Raw genomic sequence first — 15,339 nt, forward strand, 5'->3', positions numbered from 1 at the left:
GAGTGGGTTTATTCTGCTTTTAGCGATACGACTTTTAGCGGCGCCTTAGGCTTCTTACCTTTGGCCTTGGCTTTGCCTTTCTTACCGCCATTGCATTCGACGGTGGTGCTCCAGCCGCTTTGGGTAAAAACCTGTTCCACCGAGTCCACCAGGTACTCGCCATCGAGCCCGACCTTGAAGCCTTGGGCATTGATGGTGCGTTCGGCAAACAGGTCAGTACGACCGGGCACTTCCAACCGCACAGCAGCGGTCGAGCGATTGAACGCGGCCAGCCGCGCTTTGGCGGCCTGTTCGGCGGCGGACTTATTGGGGTAAATGTGGCGGTCTGTGTGAACGGGCGGTAGGCCGTCAGGTGCTTCGTCGTTGTCCAAGGTGACGATGGTCAACTTGCCGGTTTTCTTGTCCTGGTGCTTGGTGCTGACCGCCTTATGGGCGCTGCGATCACCAAGGCGGAACTGCCAGCGGCTGACGTCACTGCGAGTCAGGGTGATAGCGCCCAAGGCTTTGCCGCTCGCGCTTTGCCCACCTTGGCGCTGCATCACCAGTAGCTTGCCGTCCGCCACTTTGGCGGTGCAGTCGAACTGCTTGGAGAGCCGGGTGATAAAGTTGAAGTCGGATTCGCTGAGCTGGTCAGCACGCGGCACTATCGTGTCGACCGGGCACACCGGCGACCAGCCGTTACGTGCGGCTACGTCTTTGACGATGCTGGCCAGGCTCACCCCTTCCCAACTGCCGCTGCGCGTGGTCTTGCCGCTCCCGCGCATGTCGCTGGCTTTGCCCCGGATCACTAGTGTGTCGGGCGGGCCGGACAACTCGACCTCGTCTACGGTGTAGCGCCCGAGGCGGGTTAAGGCGGTGCCGCTGTAGCCGAGAAATACTTCGATGCTCGCTCCACGGCTGGGCAATGACACCGCGCTATCACGGTCATCAATGCGCAATTCAAAGTCGTCTGACTCCATGCCGGGTTTGTCAGTGGTACGCAGCAACAGAAGGCGGTCGTTGATCAGCGCAGTGATGTCAGCACCGTCTGCGACGATGCGGAAGGTGGGGGTCATAGGCGAATTCCCGACAAAAGAAAGCCCGCGCGATGGCGAGCTGAGTGGTTGAGCGTTACGCGTAACGAAACGCGGTTAATTCCAGAGCATCACCACCTCATCACTCGGCGCGGTCAAATCCGGCAGGTGAATCAATAGCCCGGCCTTGAACGGCTGCACCTCATCGGCCAGCCCTTGGTTGGCATCGAGCACGGCCTCGACCGTGCCGTTGAGGTGGCCGTAATAGTTCTGGCAGATGGTGTCGAGCACGTCGCCGCTAGCTGTTCTGCAGGTCGTCGCCATAGCGCACAAACTCCAAGGTAAAGCCCTGTTTACGCGGGATGCCGCCTTGCAGCAGGGCGCTTTGTTCTTCTTCGATGTTTTTTAAACACCAGTTGCCCAGTACCTCGCCGTAGCCGGTGGTCAGGCCCAGTGGTTGAAGCTGGGCGCCGATGCTGCGTAGGGTGTCGAGTTGTTTGATGCCGCCTTTGAACCCGCCAAAAATCGCGCCCGTGAGGGTGATGCGTTCTTCGCCCATGCCCACCGCTTGTTGCGCCGGGCGGCGGCTGAGGCGCTCTTGCGATGCCCAGCGGAATTCGCTGGAGCGCTTGAGTTCGTCGAACGCGGCGGTGTCCAGGTTGAAGTAGAACGGTGTCGATCCGGGCTTGAGCGGTTGCATGATCAGCAAATGCGGGAACGGCTTTACCGCTTCGGCGGCCGGGGTCGCGTCTGCGCCCAGCGCGCCGGTGGGCACGATGTTGGCCAGTGACGGGCTGACCTTGCCTGCGATTTTGTTGATCGCGGTCGCGGCCTTGCCCGCCTGTTCTTTGAGCACGCCGAGGCGCTCCTCGATCTGCGAGGCTGCCCGGGTGGCTTTGTTGTAGGTGGCCACCACCGCGCCGACCTTGGCCTGTGCCGCGTTAACGCCGCGCATCAGCCGTTGCACCTTGGCCCCTACCGCAGGGCCAATAAACGGCAAGTCGCTCAGTTCGGAGGCGGCGCCGCTGATTTCACCAATGGCGCCGTTCACCGGCCCGAGCATGCCGTCCAAGCTGCGGCGCCCGGTTTCCCCGGCCGCAGTCAGGTACTTCAACCCCGACTGCAATTGTTCCATGTAGGCCATGCGTGCCCTCCTTACAGATGCGGTTGGTCGTACAGGTTACGGCTCGACATCTGCTGGTTGATTTGCTCGATCTGACGTTGCAGGTGCGGCTGTAGCTCGCGGGCCAGTGCGGCCGGGTCTTTTACGTCGCCTTGCACGTTGATGACCAGATCAGCCTTAACATCAATCTTCTGATCGATCTTCGGCGGCTCGACCTTGAGCACCGGCTCCACCTTCGGCGGCATGGCCAGCGGCCCCGCAGGCGCGGTGCTGGCAAACGAACGCACCACGTCGCCCATGTTCACCGCGCCGGGAAGCTCGCGTGATGCGCTGGCACCGGTTGAGCCTTCAGGCGGCAGCGACTTGGGCCGCACCAGGTCAGCGCCCGGGAAGCGCGGTTTGTTGGCGAAGTGCGGTAACAGAAACGGATTAGCCGAGTCAGGATCATCAGGGTCATAGGACACCGGCTTGACCACCGGCGCCGGTGATTGCGTGTGTGTCGGCAGCGCACTCGGAGGCACCAAGTCCGCACCGGGGAAGCGCGGTTTGTTGGCAAAGTGCGGCAACAGGAACGGGTCTTTCGAGTCTGGATCATTCGGGTCATACGACACGGGCTTGACCACTGGCGTCGGTGGCTCGCCCGCAGGCTTGGCCTCGGGCTTATCAGGTTCGGCCGATTTTTCATCGTCCGAGCCGAACCACGATTTGCCCACAAAAGCACCGACCGACTCGCCGCCCATGCTGCCCAAAATGCCGCCGATCAAGCCACCGACCGCCGTACCCAAAATAGGCACCACGGAACCGATGGCCGCACCGGCAGCAGCCCCTGCCAGCGCACCGGCCATGTTGCCCGCTGCGGCGCCGTAGCCTTCGGCTTTTTCCTCCTTGGTTTCGGCGTTCTGGTAGGTGTCCATTGCGCGCATGCCGCCCTCAAGCAGCGACCCGCCCGGGATCAATTTACCGACCTTGCCCACCTTGCTGGCAAAGCCCATCACCCGACCAAGGCGACCCGGTGGTACGGGCGGAACCGGTGGAACAGGCGGCACGGGCGGACGCGGCGGCCGAGGCCCACCACCACCACCACCACCGCCACCACCACCCCGGCGACGTCCGTTGCGATTGCCACCGCCGCGACGGCGCCGACCTCGATCACCGCCGCCTCCACCGCCCCCGCCGCCCATTGCTGCGGCGTTGACCACAAACACCTTTTGCGGCCCGGACTCTTCGCCGCCGTCATCATCGTTTTTTGCTTCACGGAACACGTCGAGCAGCTTTAGCCCCGTATCAATCGGGTCAAAGCCTTTGCTTTCGCCGCCTTCTTCGCTGTCGCCGTCATCGTCCTTTTTACCGCCGATGGCTTTCAGGCCGATTTCCGCGAGAGCCAGCACTTTGGAGCCCTTGCCGTCTTCCTTGTCGTCATCACCGGCGTTGGTGACAAAGACCTTTTGCACGCCCTTGGCATCGCGGCCGCCCATGGCGCCGCGTGCGAGGTTGAACAGGCCCTTGCCGATCTTGAACGAGCCCAGCAGCCCTTGCAGGGTCAGCGCTCCACCGGCCAGCACCGTAAGCCCCATTGCCAACCCGGGGGTGCGATCACTGAGTGAGGTGATGCCCTTGGCCACCGTGGTCAGCCCTTCGGCCACGCCGTCTGTGATCGGGCGGATCGCATCGCCCACCGAGCGCATGGCGTCGTCCATCGACTGCGCCATTTCGGCCCATTTTTGCGACGAGGTTTCGCGGCGCTCGGCCAGGTTCTTGTCGAGAATGCCAGTGGCTTCGCGCGACTCGCGCTTTAGCTGGCCGTACAGCTCCTTGTTTTGCATGTAGGCCGTAAGCGCGGCCTTGACCTGCATGTCGGAAAAGATGTCGCCGGTGCGCAATGCCTGCTCCAGCGAGGCCATCATGGCCTTGGCTTTCTCCGGGTTGGACTCCTTGCTGATTTGCGCCGTCGCTTCGGCCATCTTGGCGGCGCGTTTGGGATCGGTTTGCTCGATGTACTTCTTGGCCAGTGCCATGCTCGACTCAAGCGTCGACATGCCCTGTTGAATGCCGGTTTGCATCGAGCCTTCGTAATCAATCCCGGCCTTGTTGTACGCATCGACGGTCTGCGAGGAACTGATCTTGTCCATCCAGTTTTTGAGGTTGTTGGCCGCCTCATCGGAGCTACCCGCCGTTTTCATCTGCACCTGCAGCATGGCGCCCAGTTGGGTCACGGAATCCATACCGGTGATACCCAGCTTGCCCATGTTGGCCAGAAGCTCGGGAAACCACTTGGCCATGTCGCTGGCCTCAAAGCTGCCCGCCTGCCCTTGAAACGCGATGGCTTCCAGCGCCTGCTGCATTTCCTTGGCACTGGTGATCTTGGCGTTCTGGCCGAGGGCGTTGATCATCTTGGCGGTTTCGCCGCCGTCCGATCCCTGCCCGATTACAAACTTGGCTGCGACCGGCGCGTATTCCATCGCCTTGGCCAAGTCCATACCGGCGCCCACCAGCTCGTTGACCACGGTGGCCACCTCGTTACGAGCCATGCCGGTGTCACGCGAAGTGTCGATAATGCTGCGCGACATCTGCTTTTCTTCGGGGGCATTGGCGATACCGGCCTTGATCGCGATGTCACGAATGATCGCGTTGTAATCGGCGCTGACTTTGGTCGGTACCGCCAGTGCGGCCACCCCTACCGCTGCCCGGCCGACCGTGCTTTTGACACTGGCCCGGCCTTCGTTGATTTGCTTGTGCCCTTGGGCTTTGAGGTCAGCTTGGCGCGCGGTGCGGCCTAGCGCCTGATAGGCCCGGTCGAGCCGTCCGACCTCGATCCCCTGCTTGCGCAAGCTGTCGAGGTTGGAATTGAGTTTGGTCAGCAGCGTGGATGCACCCGCCGCGCCGCTGTCGTGGGCCTTTTTCCATTCGTTGCGCAGGCGGATGGTGTCACCGATCTGGCGTTGCATGACCCGGGCTTTGGCCCCGGCCGCTTCGAGCTTCTTGATCCGGCCCTCAACGTCCTTGAACGCTGAACCCACGGTGGAACTGACCGCCCCGCCGATCACCAGCCCGAGCGCGAGTTTGTTTGCCATTTGTACGCCCTACCCTGTGGTTGCGCGGCAGGCGGCTCAATCCGTGAGCCACCAGACCATTTCCGAAAACGACATGGCCGTGATCTCGGCGGCGGAAAAGCTCGTTTGCGCCGCCAAGCGCTTGGCCATCTGTTTCAGGGTGTGGGGGTTACAGTTCACCTTCGTCGACCAGACGAAAATAGCCTTCCTGCACCCGGGTGTAATCAACCACCTTAAGCCCTTCAAGATCACCGGTCGGGATCTCGGTGAGGCTGGAGAACAGTTGCAGTTCGCGCTTTTCAGCATCACCGCCTGAGACCGCATTGGCGGCGCGCACGTCGCGAATGGTCGGCGCGCGCATCACCAACTTGTCGGTTTTGACATGATTGAGTTCGGTCGGGTAACGCAGGGTGATGGTGACGCCTTCGTCGGTCAGTTTTAGCCAGGTCGGGATTTTCTTTTCAGTGCTGGTAGTCATGCAGGTATTCCTTAAAGGCCCATGGCGCTGCGTTCAGCAGCCAGTTGATCGACGCCATCAATCACGCGCACCGCGTTGACCATGTCGATTTCGTACATCACGCGACCGTCGATCTCCAACTTGTAGTAGGTGACCGCCATCGCGTGTTTGATCTCAGCTTTGTCGCCGGGCTTCCAGTCGCCGAGGTCAACTTCCTTGAGCATGCCGCGCATCGTCGCGATCACCGGGGTGATCTGGCCCTTGAGGCCTTTGAAGGCACCGCGAAACACGGCGTTGCAGCCGGTCTGGTCTGACAGCCCGAAATACTTCAACGACTCGCGACGAACACCGGTGGTGGTGAAGCTCGCTTCCAGCTTCTCCAGCCCCATGTCCATCTCGATTTCACCGCCCATGCCGCCACCGCGATGGGCCTCGGTTTTCACGGTCAGCTTGGGCAGGGTCAGCGACGGCACATCACCGGAAAAGCTGACCCCGTCCACGAACAGGTTGGTGTTGCTAAGCAGTTGCGGAATCATTGAGCGGCCTCCTTAGGCGGCGGTTTCCAGCACTTCGGTCAACCACTGGTTGGTGACTTCGACGCGGAAAATAGGGTTCTCGGCAGGCGGCACGTCGGTGAAACGGATGTTCCAGTACACCTTGCCCTCCTCCAGCTGGCTGGCCGTGTTCAGTTCGGTGTCTGCAAACACTTCAAAGTTGATCACCGCACCCTGATTTTTCAGGTCGCGCATGAAGGCTTCGAGGCCGTCCGTGACGTCTTTGACGTAGGTCTTGGTGATCGAGCGATCCACCGCCCATTTGTGCCCGGCCAGAATCGCGTCCATCACGATGTCGAGGGTGCGCACGCGGGTGACAAACGACCATTTCGAATCGGCCGACAGCGTGCGGTTGCCCCACAGGCGGTAGCCGCCGTCGCGGATGATGGTGGTGATGTTGGCGTTGTTGAGCAGGTTGGCGCGGCAGGTTTCGTCGCCGTCGAGGAACTCAATCGGGCGCGTGGTGCCGGTGATGCCGACAAACTCTTTGTTCGACGGCGAGGCCCAAAAGCCGTACTCGGTGTCGGTCCAGGCGAACAGGCCAGCGGTGAACGCCGAGGCCGGGGCGTCAATGGTTTTGCTGGTGATGGTGTCCCACTGCTGCACGCCCGGGTCGACCATGTAAATGCGCTTGCTGCCAAACTCCTGCGCGTAGGCCAGCACTGCCTCATCGGTGGTGTTGGGGCCGTCGACGATGGCGATGGCGCGCAACTTGCCCGCCAGTGCATCCATTGCGGTGGCCACCGCTTGCGTGGCGGAATGCTTGGGCGCGATCAACAGACGTGGCTGGGCGTTGAAGCGGCTTTTGCCATCGAGCAACGCTTGCAGGCCGGTACGCTGACCCGAGGCCAACACGCCGCCGATGATGGCCGAGGTTTGCAGCGCTGCATCTTCCAGCTGGGCCACGCCGCACGCGACGATCACGGCTTTGGCTTTCAAGAAAACGGCTTTGGCGGCGCGGGTGATGGCTGAGTCTTCACCGAAGGCGGCCACCGCTTCGCGCTCGCTGGTCAGCAGCACCAGGTCATTGGGTTTGGCGGTGGCCTTGAGGCCCGGGGTGAAGGTGTCGCAAAGGCCGATGATCGAGGTCGACGGCAGCGCAATGGTGCGCGCGCCGGTGTCGACCAGCGTGACCGTAACGCCGTGGAAACGGCTGGCTGTGCTCATACAGGTACTCTCCAGAAACAACAAAGCCCCGCAGTGCGAGGCTTATGGGGGTCAAACGGTGGATACAAAAACGCCCCGGGGTGCGGGGCGTTATCAGGTTTGTTCGGCGAGCCAGTCGGGCCGCACAGGTCGATATTTCAATGTCGGGAAGTCCGGCGACTGCGGCCAGTCGCGCAACGCTTGCAGGTAGCTCAGCAGCCCCTTGAAGTGGTCCAGTGTGAGTGTGGGTTTTAGGTCCAGATCGACCTCGTCCCGGTGCCGTTCACGCAGCCATTTGACCGACTCGACCTCGGCGTCACGCCATGCCCGTTCATCACTGGCTGCGCGGTCTTCAGAACTCATGAGGTCAATGACACGAAACTCAACCTTGCCCGCTTCAGTCAGGTAAGCCGTGCCTTTTCCTCCGCTCAGTGTTTGCGAAAAGATTCGACGTGTCACCGGCGTGGCGCCCTCAGGCACATCCTCCCCGTTGATCACCGTGTCATAGCGCATCAGCACCCGGCTGTCCTCGGCCAGATTCAGGTAGTAACGATCCGTCATGCTCAACTCCCCCATGCCCAGTAATAGCCATAGCCGCCGCCGGACAGACTGCCGCCGACCGACCAGATGAATTTCGTGCGGTCGATCACTTGGGTGACATAGCCGAAGCCGCTGGCATGGCCGCCTTGGGTTGCCGCTTCAATGCTCATGACCATGCCGAAGCAGGCGCTAGGAAACGGCACGTTGAAGCCCCGATAATCGGTGGCACCCTGCGACTCGTAGACGTAGCCCCATTGCAGCAAAAAACCGCCCAGCCAACTTGGAAAGCAGAAGTAGCCGTTTTGGGTGGGGCTGAATGAAAAGCCCCACTTGAGCTTTTTGGGCGTGACCATCGTCGTGTCATCGGTGCCCGCGTTGACCTGATTAATCGACGCGATCCCGGCGATGCCTGCCACGTACTCCGTGGCCTGTACCACCTTTTTAGCCACGTAGCGCGCCACCGAAAAGGGGTTCATCCAGCGGGCGATGTTGCTGCCGCCTTCAGCCTCTTCGACCGAGGCCTGCATTGAGATGTCCACCAGTTCAGGTGACGACACCCACGCAATCGGGTTGGCCCCGGCCGGGGCTTTGCGGATCACCACCCGCCCGGACGCCACCGTGATACACACCGCAGGGGCCGCCACGTCATGACGCAACCAGGTGGTGCCATTCCAGTAACAGTTTTGCCCGATTGAGGATTCAGACACCGAGGTCACGAACGCGAATTGCCCACCGTGCAGGTCCAGGCTGCCGCCGCCCAACGGGTTACGAATCGGCACCCCGTTGGTGATGTTGTAGTCCTCCAGCGTGGTGCCTTTGTTGGCCTTGCCCGCCAACCCATTGATGATGGTGTTGGCAAAGTTCGGATCGCCGCCCAAGGCTGCCGCCAATTCGCGGATAGTGTCCAGCGCACCCGGTGCGCCGTCGATCACCCCTGAAATAGCGGCTTGAATGGCAGTCGTCACTTCCGCCTTGGTATAGGCATCAAGGATGTTATACCCGGCCAAGGTGGTAGGTTTGTTGCGGATCGCGGCAAAGGTCAGGCTACTGGCGTCGATCACCGCGTCACTGACACCCCAGACAATCGGGTTAGCCCCGGCGGCGGCCTTGCGCACCACAAGCGTACCGCGCTCCAGCGCAATGCACACCGCAGGCCGCGACACGTCATGACGCATCCAACTGGCGCCATTAAAAAAGCAATTCTGGCAGACCGACGCCTCTTGATTGGCTGACAGAAACGCGAACGAGCCGCCGTGAATATCCAGGCTGCCACCGGCTAGCGGGTTGCGGATCGGCACCCCGTTGGTGATGTTGTAATCCTCCAGCGTGGTGCCTTTGTTGGCCTTGCCTGCCAAGCCGTTAATGATGGTGTTGGCAAAGTTGGGGTCGCCGCCCAAGGCGTCGGCCAGTTCTTTGAGGGTGTCCAGCGCACCGGGGGCGCCCGAGATAACCGCCGAGACGGTGGCTTGCACAAACGCGGTGGTGGCCAGTTGCTGGTTGTTGCTGCCCATCGCAGCCGTAGGCGCAGTGGGCAAACCGCTGAGCGCCGGGCTGCTCAGAGGCGCCTTAAGTTTCAACCCGGCATCAACCTGCTCTTTGGTGTAAGCGTCCTTGATCCCGTTATCGGCCAGTGTGTCGGGGTTGCTGCCCTCGATCACCACGCCGCGTTTGTCGATCACGACCTTGGTGTAACTGCCGGGCTTGCGCGTCGGCGGCAACACTTCAAGGATGCGGTCGTCCACGTACTGCCGGGTCGCCAGTACCACGCTCGGGTCAATCTTGAGCGTGACGTTGGCGGCGCTGCTGACGATGAAGTTAATGCGCACCACTTGGGTCTTGCCAGAACCTTGGGCCAGTTCCGGTTTGAAGCTGGGCGCACAGTTGGCCACCGCCACCAGATCGCCGTCCGCGTCGTACAGGCCGATTTCACGAATCCACCAGCCGCCGACGTTTTCCGGGATCACCTGCTCGGCGATGATCACGTTGGTGTTTTTCGGGTCAACCTTGACCTGATTCAGCGGCGCGCGGCGGCGTTCGTTAATCAGCTTGGTTTGCGCCCGGTTGGGCTGCGGGTCGGTGCCGTTCGCATCGCCCACGCCCATCTGAGAAAACGTCCACGGGATGTTCATCGCGTCGGCGTTGGCCTGTTTGGCCTCGCCCACGGCGGTGAGGATCGCCATGAACTGGCTGCTTTGATCAATCATGAGTACACGTCCAGGATTTCAATGTGATGTTCGCGGCCCGCCGGGCCGTAATGCCCCGTGACCTCGATGTCGCGCGGCGCCGGTGGGTACACGTCGATCACCTCGCCCTCGTACAGGCAGGCAAAGACGTTGAGCTGGCCGGTGCTTTCAAGGCTGATCACCAGTTCGGTCAGCGTGCGGCTGAGGGGTTTGGCGTCATCGATCAGGGCTGTCAGCTCGCGGTACATTTCCTCGGTGATGCCGGTTTCCAGCACCCCGACCTTCAGCCCGAATGTGCCCGGCACCCCCATCGGTACGGTCTGCCACCACTCGATCACTTCCAGCAAATAACCCAGCGGCTCGACCACCCGGCGCAGCGCGCCGATGGTGCCTTTGTGGGCATGGATGAAAAACGCCGATTCAATCGCCGCACGTTTGACCTGCTCGCTCCAGCGGTTGTCCCAGCGGTCCACCGACCACGCCCACGCCAACTGGTGCAGCAAGTGCGCCGGGCAGGTTTTCGCGTTGTACAGGGTGCGAATCGGAATCGCCGGGTTGTGATCAATCGCCGCTTCGATGGCCCGCTCCAGCGGGGTGCTGTTGAGCGGCAGCAGGCTCACCCGGCACCGCCTTGGATCACGCTGTAACCGATGCAGTACGCGGCTTGGTGCGTGGCCCGGGGGATGTCGACCCAGCCGGGCAAGTCCACGCGGCTGACGCCGGTGATGTGCAGTTGCGCGTCAATCGCCGAGCGCGAGATTTCCACGCCGAGACGCCGACGCGGGTTGATCCAGGCCGCGAGGCGCCGGGTCGCTTCGGCCAGAATCGCTTCGTTCTCCGAGCCGGTACCGGCCATGTGCAGCACCGCGTCAATGCGGTATTCCTTGACCTCGGCGCTTTGCACCGTGACCCGATCCCCGACCGGGCGAATGTCTTCATCGCTGAGATATTCCAGCACCTTGTCCAGCAAGGGCGGGTCTGCGACGCCCGTGCCTTCCAGGTGCAACACCGTGACCACCACATGCGCCGGGCTTGGGCTTTCGGCCTGCGCGTCGGCCACCAGCGCCGAGGCGTTGCGCGCGTGCAGGATGTAGCTGTTGCGCGGCCCGGCCGTGGTCAGGCCCTCGTACACCAACTGGATGCGCTCGCGTAACGCGTCGTCCAGTTCCATGACCTGCGGCACCGGGGGCACGCTTTGCAGATCCGCCTCCTGAATCACCAAGCGTTTAAGCCGCACGTTCGAGGCGAGGTGATCGAGGTCGGTACGCTGCGCATAGGCCAACAGCAGCGACTTGGATGCATCGTTTACCCGCGCCCGGTGTTGAACCCGGCTGTAGGCGCCCAATTCCAGCAGCTTGACCACCGGATCGCTCTCCAACGCCGCGTTCCAGTTGTCGCCCATGTAGGCGCGAAACACCGCCAGTTCTTCCTGATAAGCGCCCTCAAAGTCCAGCGACTCCAGCACCTCCGGGGTCGGCAAGGCCGACAGATCCACGGTACTCATGCGCTCACCTCCATTGCTACGCCCTCGCCCCGGTACAGGCCCTTGAGTTCAAAAGTGATCACGCCCTCGAGCACCGCCGTGACCCGCACCGACTGCAACTTGAAACGCGGCTCCCACAGGTTCAGCGCGTGGGCGACCTCGGCCTGTACCGCGCTTTTCCAGCCCGCGTTGATCGGCATGTCGACGAACCGGCGCAACTGGCAGCCATAGGCTGGGCGCATGCGCCGACTGCCCACCGGGGTTGTGAGGATGTCGCCAATGGATTGGCGCAAATGCTCGACGCCGGAAAGGGCCGCGCCGGTGTGGCGATCCATTCCGATCATCGCGGGTTACTCCGTCAGGCGTTCAAAATCCGGGTGGGTGTTGAGGTACTGGAACTGCTGATCGTCGACCGCCGTAGCGCGGCCTTTAGCGACCGGGAGCGAGGCCCCGCCGGGCAGGATCAGGTTGCGGGAGGTGTAGACCTTGTCGCGGAAAGTGCGAGCCGGTGCGGTCTTTTGCAGGAGTGGTGCAGCCGGTTCGGTAACTTTGTCGTCAGGTGTTTTGCTCATGGTGTTCTCCAGGTAATAAAAACCTCGCCGTAGCGAGGTGGGTTAAGACGGTGTGCCCGTTATTCCCGCACCGGGTGTTACGCCTTTATGGGTGTGCGTAGATCCGACATTCAGTCCGTTGTGGGTCAAGATCGATCCGTTGATCACCACGTCGCCGTTCAGGGTGATTTTCCCGGTCAGGTTGATCGCTTCGGCCTTGCCAGTAATGGCGCTGTCCGTGACCACCGCCGAGCTGCCACCCACCGCAATGGTCACGGTGCCGCCGGGCAAGGTGATGGTGTAGCTTTTGGCCTGCCAGTCGTAGACCAACGAGCCGCCATCATCAAACCGCCACACTTCGACGTGGTCGCGGTTGTCCGGGGGCGCGCCTGCATCGCCGTACAAGCCCGGCACAAAGGTGCCCATGCCTGCCTGCCCGCTGGGGTTAAACAGCACGCCCTGCTCGCCAATGCTCGGTGCGCGCCAGTGCCGGGCCTTGCCCGCTGCCACGCTGTGCCAGCGCACCCAGGCGCTGGTCCAGTCGCCGGTGGATACGCGGCAGGCGGGTGGCGACGCGGCCAAGTCCACCGCGACCACGTAGCAAGGAATCAACAGGGCCGCGATCATGCGGTCGTGTTCAGCACTGGCGTAGCTCACGGCAGATCCTCCGGTGCGACCGACTCTTCGTCGTTGACGCTGATCAGCAACGAGCCCGGCGGCTCATCGGGCCACGGCCATACCTGTTCACCGAGGAATACCGTCTGCGTCCACTCCACCAGCCACACGGTGTAGCCGTCCAGTTCCGGGCGCGTCCAGTCCTGACTCGACCGCTGGAACTCGGCCGGTTCAACTGCCAAGCCCCACGATTGGCCACGCAACAGCACCGCCAGTTGCGTGGCCAGGTGCACGGCTTGCGGGTAGTGGTCGGCACGGATCACGTCGACAATCACCCTCGCTTCAAAGGTGAGGGTCAGGGTGGTTTCACCGGTGCCGATGTCAGTACCGGGTTCGAACTCGGCAATGTCGAGAAACACCGCCGGGAGCGGGATGTGCTGCTGGATGTCCGGCCAGAAGCTGACGAGTTGCACGCCCGGCAAGTGCTGCTGGAGGTGCAGCTCGATAGCCTGATACAGCAGGTCGAGACTAAACGGCTGCTCAGACACGGCGCGTCCCCTTTAAGTATTTTTGCAGTTCGAAGTTCATCTCTTGTTTGAGGACGTGCATCAAGCGTTCGTCGGCCTTGCGGCTCCAGGCGTCGAAGTGGGGGCGCACGGCGTCCAGTGAGATTTTGGCTTTGGCCAGCGGGAAGCGGTCACTGTTTTCACCGACAAACCCGGAGCTGGCCCCCGTCTGTGAGGTGACTTGGCTATCGGGGTAATCAGCCGGGTTGAAGTGCTTGCTCGCGGTACGAATCCACACGTCAGCCTGATTGCCGTACACCTTCTTATAGAAAGCCCCCTTATAACGCCGCCCCGCCACCGACACGCCCGCCTTGGTCTGACGGGCGCGCCCTGCCCGGCTGGCTTCCAGCGGGTTGATGCCGAACCAGAGTTTGCCGCGCATTGCACCGCCTTTCACCGGGTAAGTGATCAAACGCTGCCGCACGGCTCTCACTGCAATTTTTTCTTGCTTGCCCACATCACTGGCGATTTTTCCGCGCAACCAACGCAGTGTTTTGTTGATCGCCCGGCGCTGGGCTTTGGCGGCAGCCTTGGGCACCAGGATGGCCAAGTCTGCAAACGCTTTCAGATCCTCAGCCGAGGCCTGGATATGCAGCATGCCGCTGTTCTTTTTGACTTCGCTGAAACTGCCGATGCTCATGCACGTTTCCTCAAGATCAGCGACACCTGCCCGTCGCCGCTGGGCTCCAGTTGCAACAGGTCGTAATCGCCGCCACCGTCCAGCGCAGGCAGGTCGATGGTGACTTTCAACCCTTTGCTCAGCCCGTCTGAATCCGCCACCCGCACCACAAAGTGTGGCTCACGAATGGCCGTATTTAGGCGACCGACCTGCGGCTGTTTCCACGGTGCAGAGAACATCCCCAGCACCGGCTCGGCGCGGCCTTCGATGTGGCCAGTGTCGGCCAGCACGTCGAAGATCACGCTGTCGATGTCGGCCACCAGATCGCGGATGCCCACGCTTACAGCTCCAGCAGGATCTGCGCACGCGGTCGGGTGCAGATGTGCAGCGGGTTGGACTGCGCTTCGCCGGCCATGCCTTTGTTGAACGGCATCGGCTCGATCTTGCTGTAGTACGGGATGCCTTGGGTGTTGACCGTTTCCATGTAATCGGCCGGGGCGAAGGCCGAGATGTACAGATCGGGCACGCCTTCGGGAACGAGCAGGGCTTTGTCGTCGTGGACGAATGCAACGCTTCCGATCTTGCCGCGATAGCGTTCCCAGACAATGCCGCCATACTCGAAACTCTCGCGGGCATCGCCGCGCAGAGCAGCCGCTTGTGCCGAGCTGAGATAGGTAGCCTTGATTTCCTGAAGGCCCATCAATGTGTTCCAAAAGTTTTTGCCGCAGAACGCCCGTGCGCCGGTGCTGGTAACACTGCCAAGCGCATCCTCCTGCAGATCCAGGGCTATACCGCAGTTGACGCGAAAGTCGGTGCCAGCCTTGGTCATGCCCATCGACATACGTTGTCGGTCAACACCAAATCGTTTGTACAGATCAATCAGCACGGTCTTGCCGTCCGCGTCGAGGATCTGGCCATTCAAGGCACCGGCTCGCTGGAATTCATGGGTGACGTCCAACTGACGACGCGCTTTCAACAGTCGCGCATTGACCACGTCCTGCACGGCCTGCAACTCACTGCGAGTACCGAAGGCGCGGATGCCCTGAATCTCATCGGCCTTGATGGTGAAGCGTTCCGGCAGGTGCACGGTGTTGAACGGGATCAGCGTGCGTTTGCTCGCGCCGACGATCAGACCTGAAGTGCCGCGCTCACCGGCCGGCACCAGGGCCAGAGTGTCGCCGTCCTTCTCGATCTGCACGGTTAGGGTAGTGATGCCTTCTTCCTGAAACAGGCCAAGACTGCTCAGGCGCCCGGGTTGGTACGGTTGTTCGTTGATGGCAGCGGTCAGCGACGAAACAGAAAACGCTTCGTCGTCAAAGATGGCGATGTCGGCCATTGAGAAATCTCCAGGCAATAAAAACCCCGCTCGAGGCGGGGTTCAATAAAAGGGGCGGCGATCGGTCTACTGCCGTTCCCAGTAGGTAACTCCGAACAACTGC

The 15,339-nt window shown here is 61.8% G+C and carries 18 protein-coding genes; all 18 read right to left on the reverse strand.

Annotated elements, in window-relative coordinates; all coding sequences use genetic code 11:
• Positions 1-8: 8 nt before the first annotated feature.
• A complete protein-coding gene (locus tag GYN01_RS11920; RefSeq protein ID WP_203307170.1) occupies positions 9-1,055 on the reverse strand; it encodes a phage late control D family protein in 1,047 nt (348 codons plus the stop codon).
• A 75-nt stretch (positions 1,056-1,130) separates the two neighbouring features.
• Entirely contained in the window at positions 1,131-1,337 is a 207-nt protein-coding gene (locus tag GYN01_RS11925; RefSeq protein ID WP_203307171.1) for a tail protein X, read from the reverse strand.
• Positions 1,312-2,157: a phage tail protein gene (locus tag GYN01_RS11930; protein WP_203307172.1), complete on the reverse strand. Its 846-nt coding sequence runs from the start codon at positions 2,155-2,157 to the stop codon at positions 1,312-1,314. The genes GYN01_RS11925 and GYN01_RS11930 overlap by 26 nt, the downstream gene beginning before the upstream one ends.
• Positions 2,158-2,168: 11 nt before the next feature.
• Positions 2,169-5,207: a phage tail tape measure protein gene (locus tag GYN01_RS11935; RefSeq protein ID WP_203307173.1), complete on the reverse strand. Its 3,039-nt coding sequence runs from the start codon at positions 5,205-5,207 to the stop codon at positions 2,169-2,171.
• Between the two features lie 148 nt (positions 5,208-5,355).
• Positions 5,356-5,664 carry a phage tail assembly protein gene (locus tag GYN01_RS11940; protein ID WP_203307174.1) on the reverse strand — a complete coding sequence of 103 codons (309 nt, stop codon included), beginning with the start codon at positions 5,662-5,664 and terminating at the stop codon, positions 5,356-5,358.
• 11 nt (positions 5,665-5,675) lie between these two features.
• On the reverse strand, positions 5,676-6,179 hold the full coding sequence (locus GYN01_RS11945; protein WP_203307175.1) for a phage major tail tube protein: 504 nt from the start codon (positions 6,177-6,179) through the stop codon (positions 5,676-5,678).
• 12 nt (positions 6,180-6,191) lie between these two features.
• Entirely contained in the window at positions 6,192-7,364 is a 1,173-nt protein-coding gene (locus GYN01_RS11950; RefSeq protein ID WP_203307176.1) for a phage tail sheath subtilisin-like domain-containing protein, read from the reverse strand.
• A gap of 93 nt (positions 7,365-7,457) precedes the next feature.
• Positions 7,458-7,904, reverse strand: coding sequence for a tail fiber assembly protein (locus GYN01_RS22270; protein WP_238936230.1), 447 nt, complete (start codon positions 7,902-7,904; stop codon positions 7,458-7,460).
• A gap of 2 nt (positions 7,905-7,906) precedes the next feature.
• A complete protein-coding gene (locus GYN01_RS22830) occupies positions 7,907-10,087 on the reverse strand; it encodes a phage tail protein (RefSeq protein ID WP_476748490.1) in 2,181 nt (726 codons plus the stop codon).
• Positions 10,084-10,686 (reverse strand): phage tail protein I, encoded by a 603-nt coding sequence (locus GYN01_RS11965; protein WP_203307177.1) that lies wholly within the window; start codon positions 10,684-10,686, stop codon positions 10,084-10,086. Before GYN01_RS11965 ends, GYN01_RS22830 begins: the two co-directional genes overlap by 4 nt.
• Positions 10,683-11,570, reverse strand: a complete 888-nt coding sequence (locus GYN01_RS11970; protein WP_203307178.1) for a baseplate assembly protein — start codon at positions 11,568-11,570, stop codon at positions 10,683-10,685. Before GYN01_RS11970 ends, GYN01_RS11965 begins: the two co-directional genes overlap by 4 nt.
• Positions 11,567-11,893 (reverse strand): GPW/gp25 family protein, encoded by a 327-nt coding sequence (locus GYN01_RS11975; protein WP_203302618.1) that lies wholly within the window; start codon positions 11,891-11,893, stop codon positions 11,567-11,569. Before GYN01_RS11975 ends, GYN01_RS11970 begins: the two co-directional genes overlap by 4 nt.
• 6 nt (positions 11,894-11,899) lie before the next feature.
• The gene (locus tag GYN01_RS11980) at positions 11,900-12,121 is read right to left on the reverse strand and encodes a hypothetical protein (protein ID WP_203307305.1); all 222 of its coding nucleotides are present in this window, start codon (positions 12,119-12,121) and stop codon (positions 11,900-11,902) included.
• Positions 12,122-12,163: 42 nt separating this feature from the next.
• Positions 12,164-12,757 (reverse strand): phage baseplate assembly protein V, encoded by a 594-nt coding sequence (locus GYN01_RS11985; RefSeq protein ID WP_203307179.1) that lies wholly within the window; start codon positions 12,755-12,757, stop codon positions 12,164-12,166.
• Positions 12,754-13,263: a hypothetical protein gene (locus tag GYN01_RS11990; RefSeq protein ID WP_203307180.1), complete on the reverse strand. Its 510-nt coding sequence runs from the start codon at positions 13,261-13,263 to the stop codon at positions 12,754-12,756. The genes GYN01_RS11985 and GYN01_RS11990 overlap by 4 nt, the downstream gene beginning before the upstream one ends.
• On the reverse strand, positions 13,256-13,921 hold the full coding sequence (locus GYN01_RS11995; protein ID WP_203307181.1) for a hypothetical protein: 666 nt from the start codon (positions 13,919-13,921) through the stop codon (positions 13,256-13,258). Before GYN01_RS11995 ends, GYN01_RS11990 begins: the two co-directional genes overlap by 8 nt.
• Positions 13,918-14,238 (reverse strand): head-tail joining protein, encoded by a 321-nt coding sequence (locus GYN01_RS12000; protein WP_203307182.1) that lies wholly within the window; start codon positions 14,236-14,238, stop codon positions 13,918-13,920. Before GYN01_RS12000 ends, GYN01_RS11995 begins: the two co-directional genes overlap by 4 nt.
• A gap of 2 nt (positions 14,239-14,240) precedes the next feature.
• Positions 14,241-15,236 carry a major capsid protein gene (locus GYN01_RS12005; RefSeq protein ID WP_048364915.1) on the reverse strand — a complete coding sequence of 332 codons (996 nt, stop codon included), beginning with the start codon at positions 15,234-15,236 and terminating at the stop codon, positions 14,241-14,243.
• Positions 15,237-15,339: the final 103 nt, after the last annotated feature.

It is taken from the genome of Pseudomonas weihenstephanensis (genome assembly GCF_016812185.1).
In the GTDB taxonomy this organism is placed as follows: Bacteria; Pseudomonadota; Gammaproteobacteria; order Pseudomonadales; family Pseudomonadaceae; genus Aquipseudomonas; species Aquipseudomonas weihenstephanensis.